Source organism: Janthinobacterium breve, from assembly GCF_051380895.1.
GTDB lineage: Bacteria > Pseudomonadota > Gammaproteobacteria > Burkholderiales > Burkholderiaceae_D > Janthinobacterium.
The window spans coordinates 129788-154594 of sequence record NZ_JBNYXY010000006.1 but is presented as its reverse complement, the minus strand read 5'-3'; the positions used below and the strand labels follow the sequence as shown (position 1 = coordinate 154594).

The 24807-nt window shown below is 65.5% G+C and carries 26 protein-coding genes; 14 read left to right on the top strand and 12 right to left on the bottom strand.

From position 1 onward, the window contains the following. Positions 1–56 precede the first annotated feature (56 nt). Genes ssuE through ACQ4W0_RS13160 form a run of 5 tightly spaced genes read left to right on the top strand, consistent with a single transcriptional unit; the run spans position 57 to position 4558 of the window. The gene (gene ssuE, locus ACQ4W0_RS13180) at positions 57–683 is read left to right on the top strand and encodes an NADPH-dependent FMN reductase (RefSeq protein WP_436577122.1); all 627 of its coding nucleotides are present in this window, start codon (positions 57–59) and stop codon (positions 681–683) included. 24 nt (positions 684–707) lie between these two features. Further along, positions 708–1706, top strand: a complete 999-nt coding sequence (locus ACQ4W0_RS13175) for a sulfonate ABC transporter substrate-binding protein (protein WP_436577121.1) — start codon at positions 708–710, stop codon at positions 1704–1706. Between the two features lie 21 nt (positions 1707–1727). Continuing rightward, complete coding sequence (ssuD, locus tag ACQ4W0_RS13170; RefSeq protein WP_436550937.1) at positions 1728–2888, top strand: FMNH2-dependent alkanesulfonate monooxygenase; 1161 nt, start codon at positions 1728–1730, stop codon at positions 2886–2888. A 1-nt stretch (position 2889) separates the two neighbouring features. Next, positions 2890–3690 (top strand): aliphatic sulfonate ABC transporter permease SsuC, encoded by an 801-nt coding sequence (gene ssuC / locus ACQ4W0_RS13165; protein WP_436577120.1) that lies wholly within the window; start codon positions 2890–2892, stop codon positions 3688–3690. 25 nt (positions 3691–3715) lie between these two features. Beyond that, a complete protein-coding gene (locus ACQ4W0_RS13160; RefSeq protein ID WP_436577119.1) occupies positions 3716–4558 on the top strand; it encodes an ATP-binding cassette domain-containing protein in 843 nt (280 codons plus the stop codon). On the opposite strand, the gene ACQ4W0_RS13155 is transcribed toward ACQ4W0_RS13160, so the two are convergent. After that, the gene (locus ACQ4W0_RS13155) at positions 4503–5225 is read right to left on the bottom strand and encodes an HAD-IA family hydrolase (protein ID WP_436577118.1); all 723 of its coding nucleotides are present in this window, start codon (positions 5223–5225) and stop codon (positions 4503–4505) included. The two genes, ACQ4W0_RS13160 and ACQ4W0_RS13155, sit on opposite strands and share 56 nt — an antisense overlap. Positions 5226–5280: 55 nt before the next feature. Beyond that, positions 5281–5748 (bottom strand): META domain-containing protein, encoded by a 468-nt coding sequence (locus ACQ4W0_RS13150; protein WP_436577117.1) that lies wholly within the window; start codon positions 5746–5748, stop codon positions 5281–5283. 150 nt (positions 5749–5898) lie between these two features. Between ACQ4W0_RS13150 and ACQ4W0_RS13145 the strand changes: the two genes are divergently transcribed. From ACQ4W0_RS13145 to ACQ4W0_RS13125, 5 genes are all read left to right on the top strand, one after another. Beyond that, complete coding sequence (locus tag ACQ4W0_RS13145) at positions 5899–6840, top strand: hypothetical protein (RefSeq protein ID WP_436577116.1); 942 nt, start codon at positions 5899–5901, stop codon at positions 6838–6840. Then, positions 6837–8312: a MocR-like pyridoxine biosynthesis transcription factor PdxR gene (gene pdxR, locus ACQ4W0_RS13140; RefSeq protein WP_436577115.1), complete on the top strand. Its 1476-nt coding sequence runs from the start codon at positions 6837–6839 to the stop codon at positions 8310–8312. The genes ACQ4W0_RS13145 and pdxR overlap by 4 nt, the downstream gene beginning before the upstream one ends. A 127-nt stretch (positions 8313–8439) precedes the next feature. Then, a complete protein-coding gene (locus ACQ4W0_RS13135) occupies positions 8440–9618 on the top strand; it encodes a benzoate/H(+) symporter BenE family transporter (protein WP_436577351.1) in 1179 nt (392 codons plus the stop codon). Positions 9619–9710: 92 nt separating this feature from the next. After that, positions 9711–10454, top strand: a complete 744-nt coding sequence (locus ACQ4W0_RS13130; protein WP_436577114.1) for a CPBP family intramembrane glutamic endopeptidase — start codon at positions 9711–9713, stop codon at positions 10452–10454. 31 nt (positions 10455–10485) lie between these two features. Next, complete coding sequence (locus tag ACQ4W0_RS13125; protein ID WP_436577113.1) at positions 10486–11028, top strand: gamma carbonic anhydrase family protein; 543 nt, start codon at positions 10486–10488, stop codon at positions 11026–11028. On the opposite strand, the gene ACQ4W0_RS13120 is transcribed toward ACQ4W0_RS13125, so the two are convergent. From ACQ4W0_RS13120 to ACQ4W0_RS13090, 7 genes are all read right to left on the bottom strand, one after another. Continuing rightward, the gene (locus ACQ4W0_RS13120) at positions 11001–11942 is read right to left on the bottom strand and encodes an acyl-CoA desaturase (RefSeq protein WP_436577112.1); all 942 of its coding nucleotides are present in this window, start codon (positions 11940–11942) and stop codon (positions 11001–11003) included. The genes ACQ4W0_RS13125 and ACQ4W0_RS13120 overlap by 28 nt on opposite strands. After that, a complete protein-coding gene (locus ACQ4W0_RS13115) occupies positions 11942–12259 on the bottom strand; it encodes a DUF3144 domain-containing protein (RefSeq protein WP_133992390.1) in 318 nt (105 codons plus the stop codon). Before ACQ4W0_RS13115 ends, ACQ4W0_RS13120 begins: the two co-directional genes overlap by 1 nt. A 70-nt stretch (positions 12260–12329) precedes the next feature. Continuing rightward, on the bottom strand, positions 12330–12836 hold the full coding sequence (locus ACQ4W0_RS13110) for a gluconokinase (protein ID WP_436577111.1): 507 nt from the start codon (positions 12834–12836) through the stop codon (positions 12330–12332). Continuing rightward, the gene (gene yfiB / locus ACQ4W0_RS13105) at positions 12833–13336 is read right to left on the bottom strand and encodes an outer membrane lipoprotein YfiB (RefSeq protein WP_436577110.1); all 504 of its coding nucleotides are present in this window, start codon (positions 13334–13336) and stop codon (positions 12833–12835) included. The genes ACQ4W0_RS13110 and yfiB overlap by 4 nt, the downstream gene beginning before the upstream one ends. Before the next feature lie 16 nt (positions 13337–13352). After that, positions 13353–14624, bottom strand: a complete 1272-nt coding sequence (gene dgcN, locus ACQ4W0_RS13100) for a diguanylate cyclase DgcN/YfiN (RefSeq protein WP_436577109.1) — start codon at positions 14622–14624, stop codon at positions 13353–13355. Further along, positions 14621–15202: a regulatory sequestration protein YfiR gene (gene yfiR, locus ACQ4W0_RS13095; protein WP_436577108.1), complete on the bottom strand. Its 582-nt coding sequence runs from the start codon at positions 15200–15202 to the stop codon at positions 14621–14623. Before yfiR ends, dgcN begins: the two co-directional genes overlap by 4 nt. 193 nt (positions 15203–15395) lie before the next feature. Beyond that, complete coding sequence (locus ACQ4W0_RS13090) at positions 15396–17048, bottom strand: Na+/H+ antiporter (protein WP_436577107.1); 1653 nt, start codon at positions 17046–17048, stop codon at positions 15396–15398. A 189-nt stretch (positions 17049–17237) separates the two neighbouring features. Here ACQ4W0_RS13090 and ACQ4W0_RS13085 point away from each other — a divergent pair, with 189 nt between their 5' ends. The 4 genes from ACQ4W0_RS13085 to ACQ4W0_RS13070 all read left to right on the top strand — a co-directional run bounded on the left by ACQ4W0_RS13085 (position 17238) and on the right by ACQ4W0_RS13070 (position 22159). Beyond that, the gene (locus ACQ4W0_RS13085; protein WP_436577106.1) at positions 17238–18536 is read left to right on the top strand and encodes a cytochrome c; all 1299 of its coding nucleotides are present in this window, start codon (positions 17238–17240) and stop codon (positions 18534–18536) included. Positions 18537–18552: 16 nt separating this feature from the next. Continuing rightward, positions 18553–19020 carry a (2Fe-2S)-binding protein gene (locus tag ACQ4W0_RS13080; protein ID WP_436577105.1) on the top strand — a complete coding sequence of 156 codons (468 nt, stop codon included), beginning with the start codon at positions 18553–18555 and terminating at the stop codon, positions 19018–19020. Beyond that, a complete protein-coding gene (locus ACQ4W0_RS13075; RefSeq protein ID WP_436577104.1) occupies positions 19013–21331 on the top strand; it encodes a xanthine dehydrogenase family protein molybdopterin-binding subunit in 2319 nt (772 codons plus the stop codon). Before ACQ4W0_RS13080 ends, ACQ4W0_RS13075 begins: the two co-directional genes overlap by 8 nt. A 162-nt stretch (positions 21332–21493) precedes the next feature. Then, on the top strand, positions 21494–22159 hold the full coding sequence (locus ACQ4W0_RS13070; RefSeq protein WP_436577103.1) for a dienelactone hydrolase family protein: 666 nt from the start codon (positions 21494–21496) through the stop codon (positions 22157–22159). Positions 22160–22166: 7 nt separating this feature from the next. On the opposite strand, the gene fghA is transcribed toward ACQ4W0_RS13070, so the two are convergent. From fghA to lepB, 3 genes are read right to left on the bottom strand one after another with little or no spacing between them, the layout of a single operon-like run. Further along, positions 22167–23036 carry an S-formylglutathione hydrolase gene (gene fghA / locus ACQ4W0_RS13065; protein ID WP_436577102.1) on the bottom strand — a complete coding sequence of 290 codons (870 nt, stop codon included), beginning with the start codon at positions 23034–23036 and terminating at the stop codon, positions 22167–22169. Between the two features lie 56 nt (positions 23037–23092). Beyond that, a complete protein-coding gene (locus ACQ4W0_RS13060; protein WP_436577101.1) occupies positions 23093–23956 on the bottom strand; it encodes an NAD-dependent protein deacetylase in 864 nt (287 codons plus the stop codon). A 48-nt stretch (positions 23957–24004) separates the two neighbouring features. Continuing rightward, complete coding sequence (gene lepB, locus ACQ4W0_RS13055; protein WP_436577100.1) at positions 24005–24676, bottom strand: signal peptidase I; 672 nt, start codon at positions 24674–24676, stop codon at positions 24005–24007. Positions 24677–24807 lie beyond the last annotated feature (131 nt).

Genomic DNA, 24807 nt, shown 5'->3' with positions numbered 1-24807 from the left:
AGGCTGCAAGCATCCGAGCAGATCCACTTTCGATAACCTACAGGGACGGGCATCACATGAGCATCTTGTTATTGGGCGGTAGCCCCCAGCTACCATCGAGTTCCAGCCGCTTGCTGTTGCATATCGGCGAACAACTGGCGCTGCAGGGCCATAGCTACGCCAAGCTGCATGTGCGCGACCTGCCGGCGCGCGCCCTGCTGCTGGCCGACTACGACGACGTGACGATTGCCCGCGCCGTGCGCGCCGTAGCCGACGCCGACGCCATCGTGATCGCCACGCCCATCTACAAGGCGTCCTATACGGGTTTGCTGAAAGCCTTCCTCGACCTGCTGCCGCAGGATGGCCTGGCCGGCAAGCTGGTGCTGCCGCTGGCCACGGGTGGCGGCCATGCCCACACCCTGGCGCTGGACTATGCGCTGCGTCCCGTGCTGCATGCGCTGGGCGCCAAGCAGGTCTTCACCAGCATCTATGCCAATGCGCAGCAGCTGGACTGGCACGAAGAACGGGGCCTGAGCCTGGATGTGCCGATTGCCGAACGGGTATTGGCCGGCATCGAGGAACTCTCCACCGGCCTGTTCGTGCTGCAGGGGCAGCGCCCGCCAGCGCCAGTGGCGGCGGATGCTTCCGTGCCCGGCCGCTCGCTGCGAGACCAGCCTTACGCTCCCCATTATCAAGCCGCCTGATTATTCACCGACCAAGGAACCGCCATGACACACCGCCACGCACAACGACTCTCGCGCCGTACCACTCTGGGCTTGCTATTTGCAGCCGCCGCCGGCGTGATGGCGGCCGGCATGCCGGCCGCGGCGCTCGCGCAGGCCAAGGGGGAAGTCCGCATCGGCTACCAGAAATACGGCACCCTGACCCTGCTCAAAGGGCGCGGCACCCTGGAAAAACGCCTGGCCGAGCAAGGTGTGGGCGTGAAATGGACGGAATTCCCGGCCGGCCCCGTGCTGCTCGAAGGCTTGAATGTGGGCAGCATCGATTTCGGCACCGTGGGCGAAGCGCCGCCGATCTTTGCGCAGGCAGCCGGCGCCAACCTGGTGTATGTCGGCAATGAGCCGGCGTCGCCGGCCAGCGAAGCCATCGTCGTGCCCAAGGGCTCCGGCCTGCGTACCCTGGCCGACTTGAAGGGCAAGAAAATCGCCCTGAACAAAGGCTCGAACGTGCACTACCTGCTGTTGAAGGCACTGGAAAAGGCCGGCGTCGCCTATGCCGACATCCAGCCCGTGTTCCTGCCGCCGGCCGATGCGCGCGCCGCCTTCGAGCGGGGCAGCGTGGATGCCTGGGCCATCTGGGACCCGTTCCTGGCGGCCGCCGAAAAGCAGCTGGGCGCCCGTGTGCTGGCCGATGGCAAGGGCCTGGTGGCGAACTACCAGTTTTACCTGGCGTCGCGTACGTATGCGGAAAAAAATCCCGAGATCCTGCGCATCGTGCTCGACGAGGTGGCCAAGGTCGATGACTGGGGTCGCAACAACCCGGACGAAGTGGCGACGATCTTGTCGGCGCAGACGGGCCTGAGCACGGAAGTGGTGGCGCTGGCTGCCTCGCGCTATGCCTACGGCGTCAAACCCGTCTCGGTCGATGTCATCGCTTCGCAGCAAAGGGTGGCGGACGCCTTTTCCAGCCTGAAGCTGATTCCGAAACCGATCGTCGTCAAGGATGCGCTGCTGCCGGCGCGCCAACTTGCCACCAGCACCAAATAAACACGAAAAGGAAAGCGCACCATGTCATTGAATGTCTTCTGGTTCATCCCTACCCACGGCGACAGCCGCTACCTGGGCACGTCGCAGGGCGCGCGCCCCGTCGATGCCGATTATTTGCGCCAGGTGGCCGTGGCCGCCGACACGCTGGGCTACGACGGCGTGCTGCTGCCCACGGGCCGCTCCTGTGAAGATGCGTGGGTGGTGGCTTCGTCCCTGATCAGCGTGACGCAAAAGCTGAAATTCCTGGTCGCCGTGCGCCCCGGCCTGTCCACGCCTGGCCTGGCCGTGCGCATGGCGTCCACGTTTGACCGCCTGTCGAACGGGCGCCTCTTGATCAACGTCGTCACGGGCGGCGACCAGGGCGAGCTGGAAGCGGACGGCCTGTTTGCCGACCACGCCAAGCGCTACGAGATTTCCGATGAATTCATCAAGGTGTGGCGCGCCACCTTGGCGGGTGAGGGCGGCGCGGCCGGCTACGATTTCGAGGGCAAGCATATACAGGTAAAGGGCGCGAAAACTTTGTACCCGCCCGTGCAGAAACCGTATCCGCCGCTGTATTTCGGCGGCTCGTCGGAGCCTGCGCATGAACTGGCGGCCGAGCAGATGGACGTGTACCTGACCTGGGGCGAGCCGCCTGCCGCCGTGGCGGAAAAGATCGCCGACATCCGCGCCCGCGCGGCAAAGCGGGGCCGTACGGTGCGCTTCGGCATCCGATTGCACGTGATCGTGCGCGAAACCAACGAGGCGGCCTGGCGCGCGGCCGACGAACTGATCAGCCACCTGGACGACGACATCATCGCCAAGGCGCAGGCGGCCTTCGGCAAGATGGATTCCGTGGGACAGCAGCGCATGGCGGCCCTGCACGGCGGGCGGCGCGACAAGCTCGAAGTGTCGCCCAATCTGTGGGCCGGCGTGGGCCTGGTGCGCGGCGGCGCGGGCACGGCCCTGGTGGGCGACGCGCCCACGGTGGTGGCGCGCATGCAGGAATACGCGGACCTGGGCATCGACACCTTCATTTTCTCGGGTTACCCGCACCTGGAAGAGTCGTACCGCTTCGCCGAGCTGGTGTTCCCACTGCTGGGCAAGGGAAAGGCCGTGGGTGAGCAGTCACTGACGGGGCCTTTCGGCGAAGTCATGGCCAGCAATATCGTACCGGCCGCACCGCAGAAAAAGGCGGCCTGAGATGGCGGCCGGCTCCATTAAACGGGCAAGCTCCGCGCCTTGGCCTTCGTTGCGTCAGGCGCTGGCGCCGTGGGCCCTGCCCGTGGCGCTGCTGCTGGCCTGGCAGTTGGCCGCGCAGTGGGGCTGGCTGTCGAGCCGCATCCTGCCTGAGCCGTGGGCCGTGGCGAAGGCTTTCTGGCACCTGGCCGTGTCGGGCGAACTGTGGCTGCACCTGAAAACGAGCTTGTGGCGCGCCACGGTCGGTTTCGTCATCGGCGCGGGACTGGGCTTGCTGCTGGGCCTATTGACGGGCAGCTTCCGTCACGCGGAAACCCTGCTCGACACGACGCTGCAAATGGTGCGTAACATCCCGGCGCTGGCCCTGATCCCGCTGGTGATCCTGTGGTTTGGCATCGACGAGACGGCCAAGCTCTTTCTGCTGGCCGTCGGCGTCTTCTTTCCCGTCTACCTGAACACCTTCCATGGCATCCGCTCGGCCGACCAGGGCTTGATCGAAATGGCGAAAAGCTACGGCCTGTCCGGCTGGCCCCTATACCGCGACGTGATCCTGCCGGCCGCCATGCCCTCCATCCTGGTGGGCGTGCGCTTCTCGCTGGGACTCGTGTGGGTGCTGCTGATCGTCGCCGAAACCATCTCGGCGCAGGCCGGCATCGGCTACATGACCATGAATGCCCGCGAATTCCTGCAAACGGACGTGGTGCTGGTGGGGATCTTGTTGTACGCCTTGCTGGGCAAGCTGGCCGATTTGTTTTCGCGGGGGCTGGAACGCCACTGCCTGCGCTGGAATCCCGCCTACCGATAGTGACGAAATGAGGAAAGAAAAAACCATGCTGCTCGCCCCCATCCAGATTGAAACGGATTTTTTGTCGCACTTCGTGCAATACGACCCCGCCAGCGCGCCGCCGCAAGCCAGGGGCACGCCGACTGCTCCGCTGGTGCGCCGCGGCGTGCCTCTGGCCCTGACGCAATTGAGCAAGGCGTATGGCGAACGCCCTGTCCTGAATAACGTCGACCTGCAGCTGGAAGCTGGCGAATTCGTCGCCATCGTTGGGCGCAGCGGCTGTGGCAAGAGCACCTTGCTGCGCTCCATCGCGGGCCTGGAAAGCATCGATGAAGGCAAGATCGCCGTCGGCAGCGGCGTGGGCGCGCCTGATATCCGCATCATGTTCCAGGAATCGCGTTTGCTGCCGTGGAAGACGGTGCTCGACAACGTGGCCCTGGGCTTGCCTCGCTCCGTCGGCGCGGCGGCCGCCTCGCTGTGGACGGTGGGCCTGGCCGAACGCGCCGACGACTGGCCGGCGGCCTTGTCGGGCGGGCAGAAGCAGCGCGTGGCGCTGGCGCGCGCCCTCGTGCACGAACCGCAATTGCTGCTGCTTGACGAGCCCTTGGGGGCGCTCGACGCGCTGACGCGTATCGAGATGCAGCAGCTGATCGAGTCGCTGTGGCTGGCGCGCGGTTTTACGGCCGTGCTGGTGACGCACGATGTGGCCGAGGCGGTGGCCCTGGCCGACCGGGTGCTGCTGATCGAGGATGGACGCATTACCCTGGACGTGAAGGTGGATTTGCCGCGCCCCCGCCAGCGCGGCCATGCGGCCTTCGCCGCACTGGAGCAGGCTATCTTGTCGCGCGTGCTGCAGCCGCAGGGTCAGATAACTGCGCCAGCACGATGAAACCATCCGCATCGACGGTTGCCACGATGCTCTCGTAGCTGTCGATGGCCGGGTGACGCGTGACCAGCGGGTGCGCATGCGTGGCGGTGACGACGATGATCTTTGCGCCCGCCGCTTCGCCCGCCTCGATGCCGACCGAGGCATCTTCGAACACCAGGCAATCAAAGGGTGCCACGCCCAGTTTTTCCGCCGCCAGCAGGTAGCAATCGGGCCTGGGTTTTCCTGCCTTGACGTCTTCCGCCGTCACCATGATGGCGGGAATGGGCATGCCGGCCGCCTTCAGGCGTGCCGTTGCCAGCGCCCGCGGGGCCGACGTGACGATGGCCCATTGCGCGGGCGGCAGCGACTGCAGGAAGCGCAGCGCGCCCGCAATTTCAATAATCCCATCTACATCGATGATTTCGGCATCCGTGATGCCCTGCGACTCGCGCTGCGCGTCGACGCCGGGCAAGCGCAGTTTGGCAATGGTGTCGACCGAGCGCGCGCCGTGGATGGTGGGCAGGAAGGCAGCTACATCGAGGCCCTGGCGCTGCGCCCACGTACCCCAGATGCGTTCGGCGGCGGCGATGGAATTGATGACGGTGCCGTCCATGTCAAACAGAAAAGCGCGGTAGCGGCCGGCGGCCGATGGTGTCGGGGATGAAGACGGCGAGGGCAGTGCGGACATGGCTTCCTTCCGGATGATGGGCTGGAAGCCATTGTAACGGCAGTCGATTTTTATTTCACAGGTAGACCGATTCAAAGCGGGCCACGGGCATGCCATCCTTGAGCAGGATCAGGTACTCGCCTTCAAAACGGTAGCCCGTCACGCTGTTCAAGCTGGCCAGCACGGCGCTTTCCAGCTGCATCAGGGGAGGCGGGCAAGCCATGCGCGTGCCGGCCAGCTGCGTGAAGCGCAGGGCCGTGCCGGTCAACGTATAGCCGCCCATCACGCGGTTGCAGCCCGTAAAACCTTGGACCTTGCCATCGTCGGTGAGGGTGATGCGCACTTCGCGCTCCTGCTCCGGCACCATCGTCACGGGGGCGCCATCGAGTTCCGTCAGCTTCCAGTAGGTATTCGTCAGGCTGTAGCTGGGCGTCAAGCCGGAGTCCGGCTTGGCGCTGTCGGACGTGGTGGCGCAGCCGCCGGCCATGGCGATGGCGGCGGCGAGGGACAGGTATGTAAGGTGATGCGTCAGGCGATGCAGCATGGGAGGCTCCTGTTCATGGGTGAATAGGCGCCAGACTAGCAGTTTTTCCGTGCCTGCCCGCGTACGGCAGCGGCGATTGTTTTCATTTTGCCAGCCTTGGCATTACACTCATGCTTTCTGCTGTTTTAACTTTATCGGGGAGCCGGGCCGATGCTGCATGCACAAGCGCTGGATAATCGACTGGTCGCCACTAGTGCCGACGACGTGCTGGTCGACCGCATCGTGCCCGGTGCGCCGCTGGTCATCGCCTTTGGCTTCGTCTCGTGGACCACGCGCCCCGCCTTCGATTTTTACGGGCGCCTGCGCAAACTTGAGCAGGCCAGCGGCCGGCCTCTGAATAAAATCCTGGTGCGCGATTCGGGCAATGCCTGGTATCACCGCCAGATTGCGGGCCTGGGCAGCCATGTGGACGAAACGGCGCAGGCCCTGCGAGAGCTGGTGAACCGCATTGCGCCAAGCCAGGTCACTACCATCGGCCAGTCCATGGGCGCGTATGCGGCCGTCATGTTTGGCTTGCTGCTCGATGCGCAGCAGATTGTCGCTTTCGGCCCCATGTCCTTCCTCGACGTGCAGCAGGCGCGTCTGTACCACGAGCTGCGCTGGCTGCCCGTGATGGAGTCGCTGGCGCAAGACCCGCCAGTCTCGGGCTATTACGACCTGGCGGCCCTGTGCCGCGCCAGGGCGACGGAGCATACGCAGATGCACCTGGTGTTCGGCACGCGGCCGGACGTGGCCAACCCTGGCGCCAGCGCCAGCGAATCGGTGAACCTCGACGCCATGCACGCGCAGCGCTTGGCCGCCTTCGGCCGCTGCACCCTGCACCCGTTTCCCCATTCCGGTCACGCGGTGGTGCAGCACCTGATCGACACGCAGCGCATCAACGGCTTGCTGGCCGCATGCATACTCGGTCTCACGTTGGCGCCCGAGCCGATGCCGGAGATCGGCGCCGCCTGGCAGGACTGGGTGGCGGAAAACCTGCGTCTCGGTTGCGCCGGCGAGCAGTTGGTGGCGGTGCTGCAGCAGCACGGCTTTTCGCACGCCAGCAGCATGGCTGCCGTGGATGCCGCCCGCGCCGCGCCGAAAGCACCATGACGCCGCAGTTCGAACTCGACACCCTGAAAATCCGCATTGCCGCTCCCGAACTGGCGGCGCTCGACTTGCGCGTGCGCGTGCAGCGCGCGCTGCGCCAGTTGATACTCGATGGCGTGCTGGCGCCCGGCCTGCGCCTGCCGGCCACGCGCGCGCTGGCGCAGTCGCTGGGCGTGTCGCGCGACACGGTGGAAATGGCGTATGCGCAGCTGCGCCTGGACGGGTATATCCAGCGGCAGGCGGGATCGGGCAGTTTCGTGTCGCAGAAGATAGGAGCAAGCTTGCTGGGCAAGCCGTCGTCGGCATTGCAGCCTGCGTCCGCGCATCAGGTGGCCCTCAGCGCGCGCGGTGCGCAGATTCTCGCCAGCGGCGGCGTGGCCGACCAGCAGAGCGTGAAGGCGTTTGCCACGGGCTTGCCGGAAACGCGCGCCTTCCCCCTCGACGTGTGGGAACGCTTGCGGCGCCAGGCGGCCAGCGAACACCATGCCAGCGCGCTGCTGCACGGCGATCCGCAAGGCGCCGCGCCCCTGCGGCAAGCCATCGCCGATTATGTGAACCTGGAGCGGGGCGCGCGGGCCACGGCGGATCAGGTGCTGGTCTTGAGCAGCACGCGCCAGGCCCTGTACCTGTGCGCGCAGGTGCTGGCCGATGCGCATGGCCCGATATTGATGGAAGATCCCGGCTATTTTGGCGCCCGCAAGGCGTTCGAGATGGCGCAATTGCAGGTCGTTCCCGTGCCGGTCGACGCGCATGGCTTGTCCATCGAACACTTGCGGGCGGACCGCAGCGGGGCCAACACGATTTATGTCACGCCGTCGCATCAATACCCGACGGGCGCCACGCTGGCGCTCGAGCGCCGCTTCGCGTTGACCGCCTGGGCCGCCGAGCGCCAGGGCTGGAGCATCGAAGACGATTACGACAGCCAGTTTCATTACGCCGGCTTGCCGACGGCTTGCGTGCAGGGGCTCGATACGCAGCAGCGCACGATTTATATGGGCACCTTCGCCAAGTCGCTGTATCCGGGCTTGCGCATCGGCTACATGGTGCTGCCGCCCGCGCTGGTGAAACCGATGACGTATGCGCGCAGCATCCTCGACGGGCATACGCCGCAACTGGATCAGCTGACACTGGCCCGTTTCATCGCCGATGGCCATTTTGCGGCCCAGGTGCGCGCCATGCGCAAGGTCTACGCCGTGCGCCGCGATGCGATGGCGCAGGCTGTACGCCAGTACTTGCCGCATGTGGTCACGGCGCAGCTGCCGCCGGGCGGCTTGCAGATGCCCTGTCTGCTGCACGAGGGCAGGGATGAGCTGGACACGATACGCATGGCGGCGCAGGCGGGCATCGTGCTGCCGGGCCTGAGCCGGCTGTATGCGATGCCGCCGGCGCGCGGTGGCTGGCTGCTGGGCTTTGCAGCCTTGAGCCCGCACGAGATCGAGAGCGGCATCGTCCGCCTGGCGCGCGCGCTGGGATAAACTTGCCAAAGTGGTCTGCTGTTTATCGATGAATTGGCCTGCTATGGCAGGCCATGCGGCCATTAAGATGCTCCCTTTCAATGGCAGGGGCATATATATGACAACAGCAACCACAACAACCACCGCCATGGCTGACCGGCTGCGCTGGCGCGATCTTGCCTCCCCCACGATGGCCGCCTGCATTTCTGTCCTCGTCAACTACGGCGGCACCTTCGTGCTGGTGTTCCAGGCAGCCCAGCTGGCCCAGCTCAGCGCGGCGCAGACGGCGTCCTGGGTCTGGTCGCTGAGCATCGGCGTGGGCGTCACGGGCATCTGGCTCAGCTACCGCTACCGCGCGCCCATCATCACGGCCTGGTCCACGCCCGGCGTGGCCTTCCTGGCCACCGTCATGCCGCACACGCCGTACGCGGAGGTGATCGGCGCCTACATGGTGTCCGCCATCGCCTTCATTTTGCTGGGCATGTCCGGCGCCTTCGAGCGCCTGGTGCGCTGGATTCCTGGCGGCATTGCCGCCGGTTTGTTGGCCGGCATCTTGCTGCAGTTTGGCGTGAATGCCTTCGGCGGCGCCAGCGCCGACCCGCTGCTGGTAGCGGTGCTGCTGCTGTCGTACGCCGTGCTGCGCCGTTTTACGGCGCGCTTTGCCGTGGTGGGCATCATGCTGATCGGCCTGGCCCTGCTGCTGGCGCAGGGACGCATCGATGCGCACGGCATCGAACTGGCCCTGGCGGCGCCCGTGTTCGAGATGCCGCGCTTTGCCGTGGCGTCGCTCTTGGGCGTGGCGCTGCCCTTGTTTCTGATCACCCTGACTGGCCAGTACATGCCCGGCATGCTGGTGCTGCGCAATGACGGCTACCCCGTCAGCGCCAATCCCATCATCACGGTGACGGGGCTCGGTTCGCTGCTCATGGCGCCATTTGGCGCGCACGCCTTCAACGTGGCCGCCATCACGGCCGCCATCTGCACGGGCAAGGATGCGCACGCGGACCCGGCTAAGCGCTATGTCGCGGGGCTGGCGTGCGGCGTGCTGTACATTCTGGTGGGCGTCTTCGGCGTCACCCTGGCCAGCCTGTTCATGGTCTTGCCGCGCAGCTTCATCACGGCGCTGGCGGGCCTGGCCCTGCTGGGCGCCATCGGCAACAGCCTGGCGCAGGCGATGGCGGACGTGCGCATGCGCGAAACGGCGTTGATCACCTTCCTGGCGACGGCCGCGAATGTCATCCTGCTGGGCGTGGGCGGCGCCCTGTGGGGGCTGGCGGCAGGGCTGGCAGCGCACGTGCTGATGCATGGCTGGCGCAAGGCGGCTTGACAGCGGCATCGCCAGATAGATTGCCCATTTTGCCAGCCGCCGCATACAATTGCTGCGCCCGTGCCCGTTGGCACTACCGACCGATATGAACGATGCCCGAGATCACCTCCCTGGCGCAGTATCTGCTGGCGATCACGCCCGCCTTCCTCGTCTGCGCCGCCTTGCTGCTGGTGTTGCCACGTACTGCGCCACGTACTGTGCCGCTGCTGCGCGTGCTCGTGCACATCCTGTTTTTTGTGCTGGCGCGCGATGCGATGACGGCGCACGGCTATTGGCAGGTAGCGGCAGGTGGCTTGCGCTTCACTGCGCCGCCGCTGGTCTTGCTGGCGCTGGGGGCCATGTCGCTGGGGCTGGCGGCAAGTACGTGCTGGCTGGAAAGCGAGGCGCGCCGCCAGATCCGCTGGTTCGGCATGCGGCCAGCCCTGTCCCTGCTGCTGGGTGTGGCGGGCGCGACCCTGATCATCGCGCTGGCGACGGGCTTGAAAGCCCTGTTTGGCCTGCCATCCCTGGCGCCCGTCCTGCCGTCCATGCTGCCCTTGCTGCTGGGCTTTGCGCTGGCGGCCAATTGTTATGAAGAATTGCTGTTCCGCGGCTTGCTGCAGCAGCAATTGCGCGCCTGGCTGCCGGCCTGGCGCGCGGCGCTGGTGTCGGGCTTGCTGTTTGGCCTGTGCCACGCTTTCCTGGCCACCACCGTCACGCAGGTGGGCGCACCCATCCTTGTATTCACCGTGATCGAAGGCGTGGTGGCGGGACTGGTATATTGCCGTGCCGGCTTGCTGGGCGCGTCCCTGGCCCATGGCCTGGCGATTTTTGCGCTGGCCGCCGGCTGGGTGTGAATGTTTACTTTTAATGAAAAGCGAGAAAGCGATGCCTGTCAGTTCCTACCTGAATACCCGTCCCGTCGTGGGCGAGCGCGTCTACCTGCATGACACGGCGCAAGTGATTGGCGATGTGCAGATCGGTGACGACTGCTCGATCTGGTGCAACAGCGTGCTGCGCGGCGACGTCAACCGCATCGTCATCGGCGAGGGCAGCAATATCCAGGACTTTTCCATGGGCCATGTGTCGCACAAGAATGCAGCCAAGCCCGACGGTTCGCCCTTGACCATTGGCAAGTACGTGACCATCGGCCATTCCGTGATCTTGCATGGCTGCACCATCGGCGACGAATGCCTGATCGGCATGGGCAGCATCGTCATGGATGACGTGGTGGTGGAAAAGCACGTGATGCTGGGCGCGGGTAGCCTGGTGTCGCCCGGCAAGGTGCTGGAAAGCGGGCATCTGTATGTGGGCAGGCCCGCCGCCAAGGTGCGCGCACTAACGGAAGCCGAGATCGCCTACCTGCGCTATTCGGCCGAGCATTATGTGCGCGTGAAGAACAATTATCTGGCCGGTGGCGACGACGCCTGAGCGCCAGCGCAGTCCAGGCGGCGCAGTTCCGGCCGCGGCGCCAGGTCTTGCGGCAGGCGCAGGCCGGACACCAGGCCCATACGCTGCCACAGCAGCAGGACCCACCAGCCAGGGTCCCATTCGCCCGGTAGCAGGCCCAGCCTGGCCGAGCCGGGATAGGCGTGATGGTTGTTGTGCCAGCATTCGCCCATGGTCAGCAGCGAGACCAGGCGGATATTTCTCCCTTGCACAGCGGCGCCGTCGACATGAAAATGCATTTGCCCATGGTTGTGGGCGAAGTAACCGATCAGCCAGTGACCGAGCACGCCGGCGCTGACACGCGCGCAGACACCCCAGCAGACAAAGCCCCAGCCGCCCCAGGCGAAGAACAGCAGGGCCCACGGCAGTTGCTGCAACATCCATGTTGATTCCAGGAAACGATAAAAGCGGTCGTGCGCGATGCGCGGCTCGATGGCGATGTGCGGCGGATGGACCAGTTGCAAACGGCAGTGAAGTTGCCACCAGGCGTCGCGCCAGAAACCGGCGCCGTGGCGCAGGTAGGGGTGGCAGTCGGGCAGGCGCTGGGCGTAGTCGCGCAGCTCGTGCTGGCGCAGCAGGCCCAGCGGGCCGCTGAGTCCCACCAGCACGCCCAGGTACACCAGCAGGTATACCAGCCAGCGGGGGCAGCGGTAGCTGTCGTGGATCAGTTTGCGATGGCTGCCCAGCGAGTGGCCGAACAGCAGGACGATGGCCGTGCTGATGACAAACAGCAGCAGACCGGTCCAGCTGAAGAAGAACAGGGCGCCGGCAATGGCGCCGGCCAGCATGGCTGTCAGCCACAGCGATTGCATTGGTGCATGGCGTACCGCGCCGTCAAGGACGCTGTCGGCGTGCGTGGCGCGGGCGCGGTGGCTGTCCAGGCCGGCAGTTGACATCAACCCTTGGGGGCCGATGACGGTTGCGTGTACTTGTCGAAGTTGGTGATGTAGTCGTTGAAGTTGTCGGTCAGCATGCGCTTGTACTGTTCCGTGAAGAAGGCCACGGCGCCTTCCTTCTCTTCCTGCATCTTGGCCACGTCGTTGCTCTTGCTGGCGACGAGGAATGCGTTGAAGCGGGCGGCCGCGTACAGCAGCGAGGTGGCCACTTCATTGCCGCCGCTGTGCATGCATTGTTCATTGGCCAGGGCGATGACCTGGTCGGCGCGTTCCCAGAATTCCGGGCCCGGTGCTGGTTTGGTGGTTGGTGTGGTCATAACAATCCCTCATGAAAGTGCGCGCCAGTCTACACAGCGGGCCGCAGGCTGTCCAGCCGCGCACTGCCTGTCAGGGCGCCTGCAGGATCTGTTCGACCAGCACGCCCAGCGGCTGGCGGATATCGAGCACGATGCCGGCCTCGTCCGGCAGCAAGGGCTGCAGGGTGGCCAGCTGGCTGTCGAGCAGGCTGGGCGGCATGAAATGGCCGGGGCGCTGCATGCGGCGCTCCAGCACGTCGCGCGGGCCGTCCAGGTGGGCAAAGCGCAGGGCTGGGTCGCCTTCGCGCAGCAGGTCGCGGTAAGCGCGTTTCAGGGCAGAACAGGACACCACCAGGCCGCTGCCCTGCGCGCGGGCCATGGCGATCTGCTGGCGCAGGGCGGCCAGCCAGCCGGCCCGGTCGGTATCGTCAAGCGCGATGCCGGCGGCCATCTTGGCGACGTTTACGGGGGAGTGCACATCGTCGCCTTCCACGTAGGGCACGCCCAGCGCGTTGGCCAGCAGGCTGCCGACGGCGCTCTTGCCGCAGCCGGACACGCCCATCACGACCCAGCGCACGGCGGGCACGCCCACGTTCATGGCGCCGAAACGATGACGGTGACGCGGCGGTTTTCCGCCTTGCCCGTCTTGCTGGCGTTCGATGCCACCGGTTTGCTCATGCCCAGGCCCTTGACGCTGATGTTGTCGCGTGGAATGCCCGATGCGCTCATGGCGTCGGCCACCACGTTGCCGCGCGCTAACGACAGCTTGTTGTTGTACGCTTCCGTGCCTTCGTTATCCGTATGGCCTTCCACACGCATGTGGGTGATGCCCACTTTCAGCAGGGCGGCGCTGATTTTCTGGATGGCGTTGCGGCTCGGCGGCGTCAGCTTGGCGGCATCGAATTCGAACAGCAGCTTGTCGGTAAAGCTCAGTTCCCAGCCTTCGTCGGTCTGGTTGAAGCCCTGTTCCTTCAAGGTAGCGACCTGCTCGGCGTTGAAGATGGGCTTAGTCTCTGGCGTGCTCTGGCAGGCGGCCAGCAGGCCCAGCAGGAACAGTCCGAGGAAGCCGAGGCGTAGTTGCTTGTAGATGAATTGCATGGTGTTGCTCCTTGGTTCAGGGGTGAGTGTGGGGTTGCGGCAGGCGCGCTACCTGGCGCGTGCCGCGCTGCGCCTGCTTGGCGCGGTACATGGCTTCGTCGGCCGCACCGACCAGCGAGGCGGCGTCGACGGCGTGATCGGGGAAGACGGCCACGCCGATGGTCAGCGAGCTGACGATGCTGTTGCCGGTAGGCAGTTCAATGGCTTGCGCCATGGCGGCGATGATGTTGTCGGCGATGTGCATGGCATCGCTGCTGTTGCGCAGCGGTTTGAGCAGGATGGCAAATTCGTCGCCGCCCAGGCGGGCCACCAGGTCGCCTTCGCGCAATTGCTGCTTGATGCGCGCGGCGATCGTCACCAGCACGCGGTCGCCCGAGGCATGGCCGAAGGTGTCGTTGATATACTTGAAGCGGTCGCTGTCGAGGAATAGCACGGCCACCTTGCCATTGCCAATGCGCGCTTCGAGGATGGCGCGTTCCAGCTCCGCTTCCATGAAGGCGCGGTTCGACAAGCCCGTCAGGCTGTCGTGGTTGGCGCGGTGCGACAGCGAGGCGTGTTCCTTTTGCAGATGGCTTTGCCACGCTTCCAGTTCGTCAAGCAGGGCGTTGAAGTCGTCATTGAGCTGGTTCAGTTCGGCGATGTTGGCGGGCGGCACGCGCAATTCGAACGAGCGGTCGCGCCGCACACGGTGGGCCGTTTCCGCCAGGTGGCGCAGGGGCGAGGTGATTTCTGTTTCCATGCGGCGCGACAGGCGCACGGCGACGGCCAGGCTCAGCACGAGGCAAGCCAGCAGGCAGGAGAGGCCGCTCAGCAGGAAGGGCAGCAGGCTGCGGCTGTGCGGCACCAGCTTGATGCTGCCGATGGCCTGGTCATTGCGCATGATGGGGAAGGTCAGCGAATCGGGCAGCATCCAGCCAGTCAGCGCGCGTTCGATGTAGTAGCGGGTGCCGTGCTGACCCCGTTCCCAGCGGGCCAGGACCTTGCCGGCCGTGTCGCTCACCTGCGCCTGGTCAATATCTTCATTGACGCCGATCAAGGCCAGCGCTTCTTTGGCGGCCATGGAGTCGCCAAAGACGACGGCCCCTTCCACCGTGTAGCTCATCGAGCGGGCCACCAGGCGCAGGTTCTGGTCCGAATACACGCGCAGGGCCAGCAGCGCCACGGCTGTCAGGGTCAGGCCGGCCGCCAGCACGGCGATCAGCGACACGCTCAGGTGGGCGCGCCGCAGCACGCTGTCGAGCGTGGGGCGGGGCTTGCGCGTCAGCCGGGGAGGCATGCTGGCGCTCATGGCGAAGGTGCCTTGCGACGTGCAATTTGCAAGGCGTTCGGATGCACGCGCAGGCCGCTGCGGGCGATGGCGTCGAGGTTGACGTCAAAACCGATCTGCGCCTCGGAGAGGCGCAGGCAGAACATGGTGCCCACGGTGCAGGACGTGCCGGGTTCGGCGACCGATAAAATGGGCTTGCCGATGATCTGCGCCAGCAGATGCTCGCGTTCGCCATCGGGCAGGCTGCCCAGGTAAATGACGTCGCATTCGCCGGCTGCGGCTGCCGCCGCCGGGATTTTCACGCGAATGCGCTGGCCCAGGCTGGAGGCGGGCGTGTCGACGATGGCTGCGCCAAAGCGGGGCGCGCCTAGCATGCAGACGCGCACTTCCGGGCGCGCCACGGGCCAGCGCACATAACTGATGATGCCAAACAAGACCTGGGCCACTTCGGCCGGCCGCCTGGCGTCGGCCGCCGCGCCCGTCTGCGCCCACGCCGCGCACGGTGCCAGCGCGCCGCAGGCGAACAGCGAGGCCAGCAGCGCGACGGCGAGCAGGGCAGGCAGCGCTGTGCGCTGCCGGTGGCGTAGGGAGGAGGGCACGGCGTCGGGTGTCTTTATTCAGGTCGGGTGGCTACTCAAATTGCTACGCATCAGCACAGACTCTACGGAACTGCATGCTGAAAGTAAATCAATTGTGCGATATAACCTTGCATTATAAACACCAATTCGAAAACTTGCATTCTCTACCATGAGAATTGCACGTCAACATGGCTGAAGTGTGGCTGGACTGTCTCTATTCTTCCAGTGTCGCTTCCAGCAAGTCGATTTCGCGCAGCAGGCGCAAATGGATGGTGTCGTCGAGTTCGCCCGAGATGCGGCGGTGGAATAGTTCATCGCGCTCGGCATTCAGCGCTTCCAGGCGCAGCGCCCGTTCGGCCTTGGCCAGTTCCTGCAGCCGCATCGCCTCGTCGTTGCTGCTTTCGCCGTACGCGAGACGGCGCCGGTAGGTTTCGATCAGGCGGTTGGCCGCCTCGGTGACGACTTGCTGCTTGTCATTCTTGTCGATGCCTTCGCAGACTTTTTCCAGCCGCGCGATGGCCGCTTCGGCGGCAGCGGCGCGGGCATTGCGCTCTTCCGTCGAGCGGCGCGCGGGCGGCGCGAACACCAGGCCCTTGGTCAGCAGGGGCAGGGTGACGCTGGCCAGCAGCAGCGACAGCAGGATCACGCCCATGGCCAGGAAGATGACGAGGTCGCGCGCGGGGAAACGATTTCCGTCAGGTAAGAACAAGGGAAGGGTCAGGATGCCGGCCAGGGTCAGCGCGCCGCGCACGCCCGCAAACGACGCCACCAGCAGCAGGCGCAGGCTGGGGCGCGCCAGCAGCGCCGCATCCTTCGATTCGCCCGCCATTTTCTTGTGGTGCTTGAACAGGGTCAGTTTCATGGAAATGAAGACCCAGATGAAGCGCATGAAGGTCAGCCCCACCGTGATGGCGATGACGAACAGGGGCAGTTTCCAGGCGCTGCCGGCGCCCACTTCCATGGAAGCGGCGGGCAAGCCGGCCACGGTGGTGGGCAACTGCGCGCCCAGCATGACGAAGATCACGCCATTCAAGACCAGTTGCACGGTATCCCACACGGCCTTGCGCTGGGTGCGCGTGGCGGCCAGCGGACGGCCGATCAGGTCGGCGTAATGCATGGATACGCCCGCCGTGGCGGCGGCCAGGATGCCCGAGCCGTGGATTTGTTCGGCGCCCAGGTAGGCGGCAAACGGAATCAGGATGCTGATGAGGATTTGCAGGCCCGGTTCTTCGCCAACCTTGCTCACCAGCCACTTATTCGCCAGGCCCACGCCCCACGAGATGGCCAGGCCGATGACGATGCCGCCGCCCGCTTCCTGCAGGAAACTCAGCGAGGCGGCGCCGATGGAAAAGCCGCCCGTCATCATGGCGCCCACGGCAAACGTGAAGCAGACCAGGCCCGAGGCGTCGTTCAGCAGCGATTCGCCTTCGAGTATGTGCATCAGGCGCGGCGGGATGGGGTTGCCGGCCGCGATAGCCGACACGGCCACGGGGTCGGTGGGCGAGAGGATGGCGCCCAGCGCGAAGGCCACGGCCAGCGGCACACTGGGAATCAGCCAGTCGATGAAGAAACCCATGCCCAGTACGGTAAACAGCACCAGGCCGATGGCCAGCATCAGGATCGAGCGCGCATCGGAAAAGAAGGCGCCCTTGGGTATGCGCCAGCCGTCGAGAAACAGCAGCGGCGGAATGAAGAGCAGGAAGAAAATATCGGGATCGAGCGGCACTTGCACGCCAAACAGGGCCAATCCCGTGCCGCCGGCGATCTGGATCAGGGGCAGCGGCAGCTTGACCCAGCGCGAGCGGGCGATGAAGCCGCACAGGACGACGCTCAAGACGAGGATGAGGATGATGGTAACGGTATGCATGAAGGAGCGGCGGCGTGCTGAAACGCTGATTATAAGGCGCAGGCCATGGATGGCGTTGCCTGCGTGTCATTGCGTACATACAGCAAGTCACAATCGCGGTAAGATTGTCCCTATCATTGTCAACATTTGCCCTGTTGCTGCCGTCCGTGCGCGGCAGGCGCGTGCTCAGCCTTTTACCGGACTCCTGTTTTGCTCAAGAAAATTTTCACCAGCCTGCTGTTCTTGCTGGCGCTGCTCATCATCGCGGCGCTGGCCGCCTACTTGTATTACTGGCGCCCCGCGCTGGCGCCCATCGATCCGCCTGCCGCCACGGCGTTTTCCCCGCAAGTGGTGGAGAAGGGCCGCATCCTGGCCGGCATGGGCAATTGCGCCGCCTGCCATACGGCCAGTGGCGGTGCCGATTACGCGGGCGGCCACGGCCTGGCCACGCCGTTCGGCACGATCTACGCGACGAATATCACGCCCGACAGGCAAACGGGCATCGGCCGCTGGTCGCTGGCCGCCTTCCAGCGGGCCATGCGCGAAGGCGTGGGCCGCGATGGCGCCCACCTGTATCCCGTCTTTCCGTACACCCACTTCACGCTCGTCTCGGACGCCGACCTGACGGCCCTGTACGCGTATTTCATGACGCGCCCGCCCGTGTATGCGGCCGCGCCCGCCAATAGCGTGCCATTCCCTTTGAACCTGCGCCCCTTGCAGGCGGGTTGGAAGCTGTTATTTTTCAAGCCAGCCAGCTATCAACTTGATGCCGCGCAAGGGCTGGACTGGAACCGGGGCCGCTACCTGGCCGAAGGCCTGGGCCATTGCGCCGCCTGCCACACGCCGCGCAATGCGCTGGGCGCCGAGCTTGCCGGTTCAGCGTATCTGGGCGCGTCCATCGACCACTGGTATGCGCCAGCCTTGACCAGCGCCAACACGGCACCGTTGCCGTGGACGCAGGATGAACTGTATGCCTTCCTGCGTACGGGGGCGACGGCCCTGCACGGCGTGGCGGCCGGGCCCATGTCGGCTGTCGTGCACGAGGGCATGGGCGCATCACCCGATAGCGATATCCGCGCTCTATCCGTGTATTTTGCCGGCGTGGCCGGAGTCGAGCAACGCCAGGTCGATACTGATACCGTGGTGAAAGCCGGCATCCAACGCTCGCAGCGCGTCAGCCTGGTCGACAACGACCGTGGCGCCAGCCTGTACGTGGCCGCCTGCGCGTCGTGCCACTCGAACAGCGATGGCCGGCCCGTGGCCCTGCGTCCGGAACTGAGCCTGAACAGCGCCGTCAGCGCACCCGATCCCGCCAACCTGATCCAGGTGATATTGCATGGCTTGAGCAAGGACGCGGCCATGCCCGGCGTGCTGATGCCCGGCTTTGCCGCCTCGCTGACGGACAACGACGTGGCCCAGCTGGCTGCCTATTTGCGCCGCAGCCGCAGCCACCAGCCGGCCTGGACGAATCTGGAAGCGGTCGTGGCGCGCACGCGCGCCGGCAAGTAATTCTTGAAAGTATCTTATGTATAACATTACCGTCAATGGACAGCCCTTCGGCACCGAGGTCGACGCCGAGACGCCCCTGCTGTGGGTGCTGCGCGACGAGGCCCATCTGAAAGGCACCAAGTTTGGCTGCGGCATCGGCATGTGCGGCGCTTGCACCGTGCATGTGGATGGCCGCGCCATGCGCTCGTGCATCACGCCGATTGCCGCCGTCACCGGTTGCGCCATCACCACCATCGAAGGCCTCTCGCCGCACGGCACGCATCCGCTGCAGCGGGCCTGGATCGCCACGCAGGCGCCCCAGTGCGGCTATTGCCAGTCGGGCCAGATCATGCAGGCGGCCACCTTGCTGCGCGACTATCCGCAGCCGACGGATGCGAATATCGATGCCGTCATGAGCGGCAACCTGTGCCGCTGCATGGCGTATGTGCGCATCCGCAAGGCGATCAAGCTGGCGGCCGGCATGCAGGAGGCACCCGGTGTTTAAGTTGCCGAAAGAAAATTCTTCTGTCCGTCCCCCTTCTATGGGACGGCGCGGTTTCCTGATCGCCGCCGCCGGCACGGGTTTTACCCTGGCTTTCTTGCGCGCCGACAGCTCATTGGCCGCCGGCAAGGTGGCGCCCGTACCTCCGGTCAAAGCCAGCGCGCCCGTGTTCGATCCCGGCATCTGGTTTCAGATTGAGCGCGACGGCATCGTCACCGTCAACATTGCCAAGGCGGAAATGGGCCAGCACATCGGCACGGCCCTGGCGCGCATCGTTGCCGAGGAGCTGGAGGCGGACTGGAGCAAGGTGCGCCTGCATTACGTGGACACGGACCCGAAATGGGGCTTGATGGTGACGGGCGGGAGCTGGTCCGTGTGGCAGAATTTCGATCCGCTCAGCCGTGCCGGCGCGGCCGGCCGCCTCGCGCTGGTCGAGGAGGGCGCGCGCCTGCTGCGCGTGCCCGTGTCCGCCTGCCACGCCAAGCTCGGTGTCGTGCATGGCCGTGGGCGCTCGATCAGCTATGGCGACATCGTGCGTCGTGGCAAGCTGGCGCGCCAGTACACGCCAGAGCAATTGAAAGCCATCGTGCTCAAGACGCCGCAGCAGCGCAGCCTGATCGGCCAGCAAGTGCAGGCGCTGGACATCCCCTCGAAAACGGATGGCACGGCCGTGTACGGCATCGATGCGCAGGTCGACGGCATGCTGTATGCGCGCCCGAAGATCCCGCCCACGCGCTACGGCTCGAAGGTCGTGTCCATCGACGACTCGGCGGCGAAAAAGGTGAAGGGGTACTTGCGCTCGGTCGCCTTGCAGGACCCCAGCGGCACGGTGCCCGGCTGGGTCATGGTGGTGGCCGACACGTATGCGGCCGCCATGCGCGCGGCCGACCTGGTGCAGGTGAAATGGCGGGCCGGTGCGGCCGCGCACGTGTCGGAGGAGGATATCGTCAACTATGCAGGCAAGCAGCTGGCCGATGCCAGCCTGGGCGCCCGCGTGGTCGATGATGATGGCGTGGAGCAAGCGTTCAAGGATGCCAGCCTGCAATTGGAACGCCACTACACGACCAGCACCGTGCTGCATTTCCAGCTGGAACCGGTGAATGCGCTGGCGCAGGAAATCGACGGCGTCTGGCACATTCATGCAGGCAACCAGTGGCAATCCCTGATCCTGCCCGTGCTCGCGCAGGCGTTGAAGGTGCCGGAGAGCAAGGTGATGCTGCATACCTATCTGCTCGGCGGCGGTTTCGGGCGACGCCTGAATGGCGATTATTGCGTGCCGGCCGCGCTGGCCGCGCAAGCCGTCGGACGTTCCGTCAAGATGATTTGCACGCGGTCCGACGATGCCCGTTTCGATTCGCCCCGTTCACCGTCCCTGCAACATGTGCGCATGGCCTTCGACGATGCCGGCAAGGTCTCGGCGATGGTGCACGAAGCGAGTGCGGGCTGGCCCACGCAAGCCATGATTCCCGCTTTCCTGGCCAAGGATACGCATGGCCATCCGTATGACCCGTTCGCCATCGCCGGCGCCGATCACTGGTACACGGTGGGCGCGCAGCGCGTGCGGGCCGTGTCGAACGACCTGGCCAACAGCAGTTTCCGTCCTGGCTGGCTGCGTTCCGTGGGCCCGGGCTGGACGAATTGGGCTGTGGAAAGTTTCATGGACGAGGCGGCGCAGGCGGCCAAGGTCGATCCGCTGGCCTTCCGTTTGTCGCTGCTGCAGGCGACGGGGCGCAACGCGGGCAGCGCGCCGAACGCCGTCGGCGGCGCCGCGCGCCTGGCCCACGTGCTGCAGCGGGTGGCGGACAAGGCGGGTTGGGGCACGGCCATGCCGCCCGACACGGGCCTGGGCATCGCCGCCACCTTCGGCCAGGAGCGCGACATGCCTACCTGGACGGCCTGTGTTGCCAGGGTGAAAGTGGACCGCAGCACTTGCATGGTGAAGGTCGAAAAACTGTTCATGGTCATCGACGCTGGCAGCATCGTCGACCCCGATGGCGCTCTGGCGCAGGCGGAAGGGGGGGCGCTGTGGGGCGTGAGCATGGCCTTGCATGAAGGCACGGCTTTCCTGAATGGCGAAGTGAAGGATACCAACCTGAATACCTACACGCCCCTGCGCATGGCCGACGTGCCCGAGCTCGACATTGAATTTGTTGCCAGCACGCACGCGGCAACGGGCATGGGCGAGCCGCCCACGACGGCCGTGGCGCCCGCCATCGGCAACGCCATCTTCGCCGCCGTGGCCTCGCGCGTGCGGCATTTGCCGATCCGCCCGGAAGCCGTGCTGAAGGGGCTGGACCGGCACGGCGCCGTCTGATGCTGGCGTGTGGCAAATTTGACGTGTGCCGCGCGTGAACGGACGCAGGCTGGTACACTGAGGATTGCCGCTCAGGGCGCGCAGGCGGCGACCGGTCCGGCAAAATCAGCGCAATAGCAGCTTGATTTTCAGCCCGATTTCAGTTCGATAGCGGAGGCAGCCATGCAAGAACAATTTGTCAGCATCACGGCCGATGAACTTCAAATGGACGGCGTGCTTGAAATGCCCGAGCGACCGGTGGGCATCGTCCTGTTTGCCCATGGCGCGGGCGCCGACAGCGACTATCTGGGCGCCTCCAGTCACGCCACTTCCCAGGATTTTTTGCGAGCGGGCATCGCCACCCTGCGCTTCGACCAGGGCGGTGTCGGGCCTGGCGGCGGCAGCAATGGCCACGCATATTTCGTGCGCAGCGATATCGTGCTGCTGGCGCGCCAATTGGAAAAAGCCCTGGGCTGGCTGCAGGTGGACCCATCCACGCGGCGCTTGCCCTGCGGCCTGTATGGCTATGGCACCAGCGCCGCCGTGGTGATGCAGCTGGCGGCCTGGCGCAGCGCGGAAATCGCCGCGCTGGCCGTCTGCGATGGTCAGGTGGAAATGGCTGGCAAGGCGGCGCTGGAAAACGTGCGCGTGCCATCGCTGCTGATCGTGGGCGGGCGCGACCCCGATGTGGCCGGCCTGAACCGCATGGCTTTTGCCACCTTGCGCTGCGACAAGCAGCTGGAACAGATCGCCGCGCCTGGCGGGCCCGACACGCGCCACCAGGCGGCCTTGCTGGCCACGGACTGGTACACGCGCCATTTCAACGGGCATACCAGCACGGCGCAATAGTTTCTAATCAGCCAATGGCGCGCAGGTTTTTCGCATGGAAGCGCAGATGCTCTTCCATGAAGCTGGCGATGAAGTAATAGCCGTGGTCGTAGCCGGCATGGCGGCGCAGCCGTAATGGCTGGCCAGCGTCGCGGCATGCCGCTTCGAAGACGTCGGGGAACAGTTGCTCGGGCAGGAACTTGTCGGCCAGGCCCTGGTCGATCAAGATGCCTTCGGGGAATAGTGGTGGCTGGCCCTGGCGGCCGCGCATCAGCGCACTGGCGTCGTACTGCTGCCAGCTGGCCGCATCGCTGCCCAGGTAGCCCGTGAACGCTTTCTTGCCCCAAGGACACTGGCTCGGTGCGGCGATGGGGGCGAAGGCGGACACGGAGCGGAACAGTGCAGGATTGCGCAAGGCCAGCACCAGCGCGCCATGGCCGCCCATGGAGTGGCCGAAGATGCCCGTGCGTTGCGCATCGATTCCCAGCTCCTGCTCCAGCAGGGCGCGCAGTTCCAGGATGTAGCTGTACATGCGGTAGTGGCTGCTCCACGGCGCCTCGGTGGCATCCACGTAAAAGCCGGCGCCCGCGCCGAAATCCCAGGCATCCGTTTCGCCTGCGATGTTGGCGCCACGGGGGCTGGTGTCGGGCGCGATCAGGATCAGTCCTTCTTCGGCCGCCACGCGCTGCGCGCCGCCCTTGATCATGAACGTTTCTTCCGTGCAAGTCAGACCGGCCAGGTAAAACAGGGCGGGGCGTTTGGTGCTGAGCACGCTGCCTGGCGCCGTGTCGGGAATGAAGGCCGAAAAACGCATGGGCAAGCCGATGGCGTGCGCGTCGTGGCGATAAAAGCGTTGTACGCCGCCAAAACAGGCGTGTTCACTCAACAGTTCCAGCATGAATTCTCCTCGTCAATCCCACAGTATAGCGAGAGTGGCGCAGCGCTGAGGCGCGATCAGCCCAGCATGGCCGCTAATGCTGGCAAGATGTCCTGTGCCGGCGCATCGGTCTTGAATGCCAGCAAATGGTCGGCGCGCGTCTTGCCCAGGTTGATGGCGGCCACGGGCTTGCCCGTCTCGGCCGCCATGCGGCACAGGCGAAAGCTGGAATACACCATGACGGATGAGCCCACCACCAGCAGGGCGCTGGCGGCGTGCATCTTGCTTTCCGCCTCGGCCGCGCAGGCGGAGGGCACGCCGTCGCCGAAAAACACCACGTCGGGCTGCAGGGTGCCGCCGCAGCGGGGACAGACGGGCAGGTGGAATTTGGCCAGCCGGGACGGTTCCAGCAAGGCGTCGCCATCGGGCGCCGGCGTGGCCGTTGCGCCCAGCATCTGTGGATTGTCGCGCTCCAGCATGTCCTGGATCAGGCGGCGCGTGTGGCGGGTATGGCAATCGAGGCACACCACGCCGTGTATGCTGCCGTGCAACTCCGTGACGGCGGTGCTGCCTGCCTGCTGATGCAGGCCATCGACGTTTTGCGTGACCAGGCCGCCGATGTGCTGGCGCTGCGCCAGTCGCGCGATGGCCAGGTGGCCGGGATTCGGCATGGCGCGCGCCAGGGCGGGCCAGCCCACCATGCTGCGCGCCCAGTAGCGGCGGCGCACGGCTTCCTGGCGGCGAAAATCGGGGCCTTGCACGGGGGCATTGCCGCGCCGCACGCCGTCCGTGTCGCGGTAAGCGGGAATGCCGGACGCCGTGCTGATGCCGGCGCCCGTCAGCAGCAGCACGTCGGGATGGCGTTGCAGGAACTGCGCCAGCTGCTCCAGGGCGGAATCGTCGCTGGCGCTCTGCTGGCTGACTGAGGGAAAGTTTTGCATGATGCGCCATGCTAACCGAAAAGCACGGCGCCGTTGCAAGGCCAGTGTTTACTCCAGCTTCATGCCGAAACGCTGCAGCCGCGGCTGCCAATGCTCCTGGATGTTGGCCGAGACGAGGATGCGCTCGGCCTTGCCGATCAGCAATTCGCGTGGCACGAAGCCGAAATAGCGCGAGTCGGCGCTGTTGTCGCGGTTATCGCCCAGCATCATGAAGTGGTCGGCCGGCACCGTCACGGGGGCAAAGCTGCGCGCCGCGCCCGCGATTTGCGGCAAGACCTGGATGCGGTGCTGCTCGGTCTGGTTGCGTTCGCTGATGCGCTGCGCCGTCAACTGGCCCACGTGGGCGATGGTTTCAGGCGCCGTGTCGAGCGCCGTGTAGCGGGCGGGCTGGCCATTGATGACCAGCTCTTCATTGCGCATTTCCACCGTGTCGCCGGGCAGGGCGATGATGCGCTTGATCAATCGCGTGCCGTCTTTCGGCGAGGAAAAGGTGACGATGTCGCCCCGCTGCGGTTCGCCCAGGCGCTGCAGCACGATATCGGTGAGCGGTACTTTCAGGTTGAAGGCGAGGCGGTTGACGAAGACCACGTCGCCTTCGAGCAGGTTGGGGCGCATGGATGCCGACGGTATGGGATTCCAGTCCGCCACGGCCGTGCGGAATACGCCGAACAGCAGCAGAAACATCAAAAAACCTTTGTTGGCGCGCATCCATGTTTTCATGTTGGCTCTTTCGCTGGGCCGTGCCCGTGAGTGTGAGGGGCGGCGCCATTGCTGCTGGCGCCCTATCCACGATGCACGGCGAGGCTGAAGCCAGTCTTAAACCAGGTGCTTGCACGGCCGGCAGCGCGGCC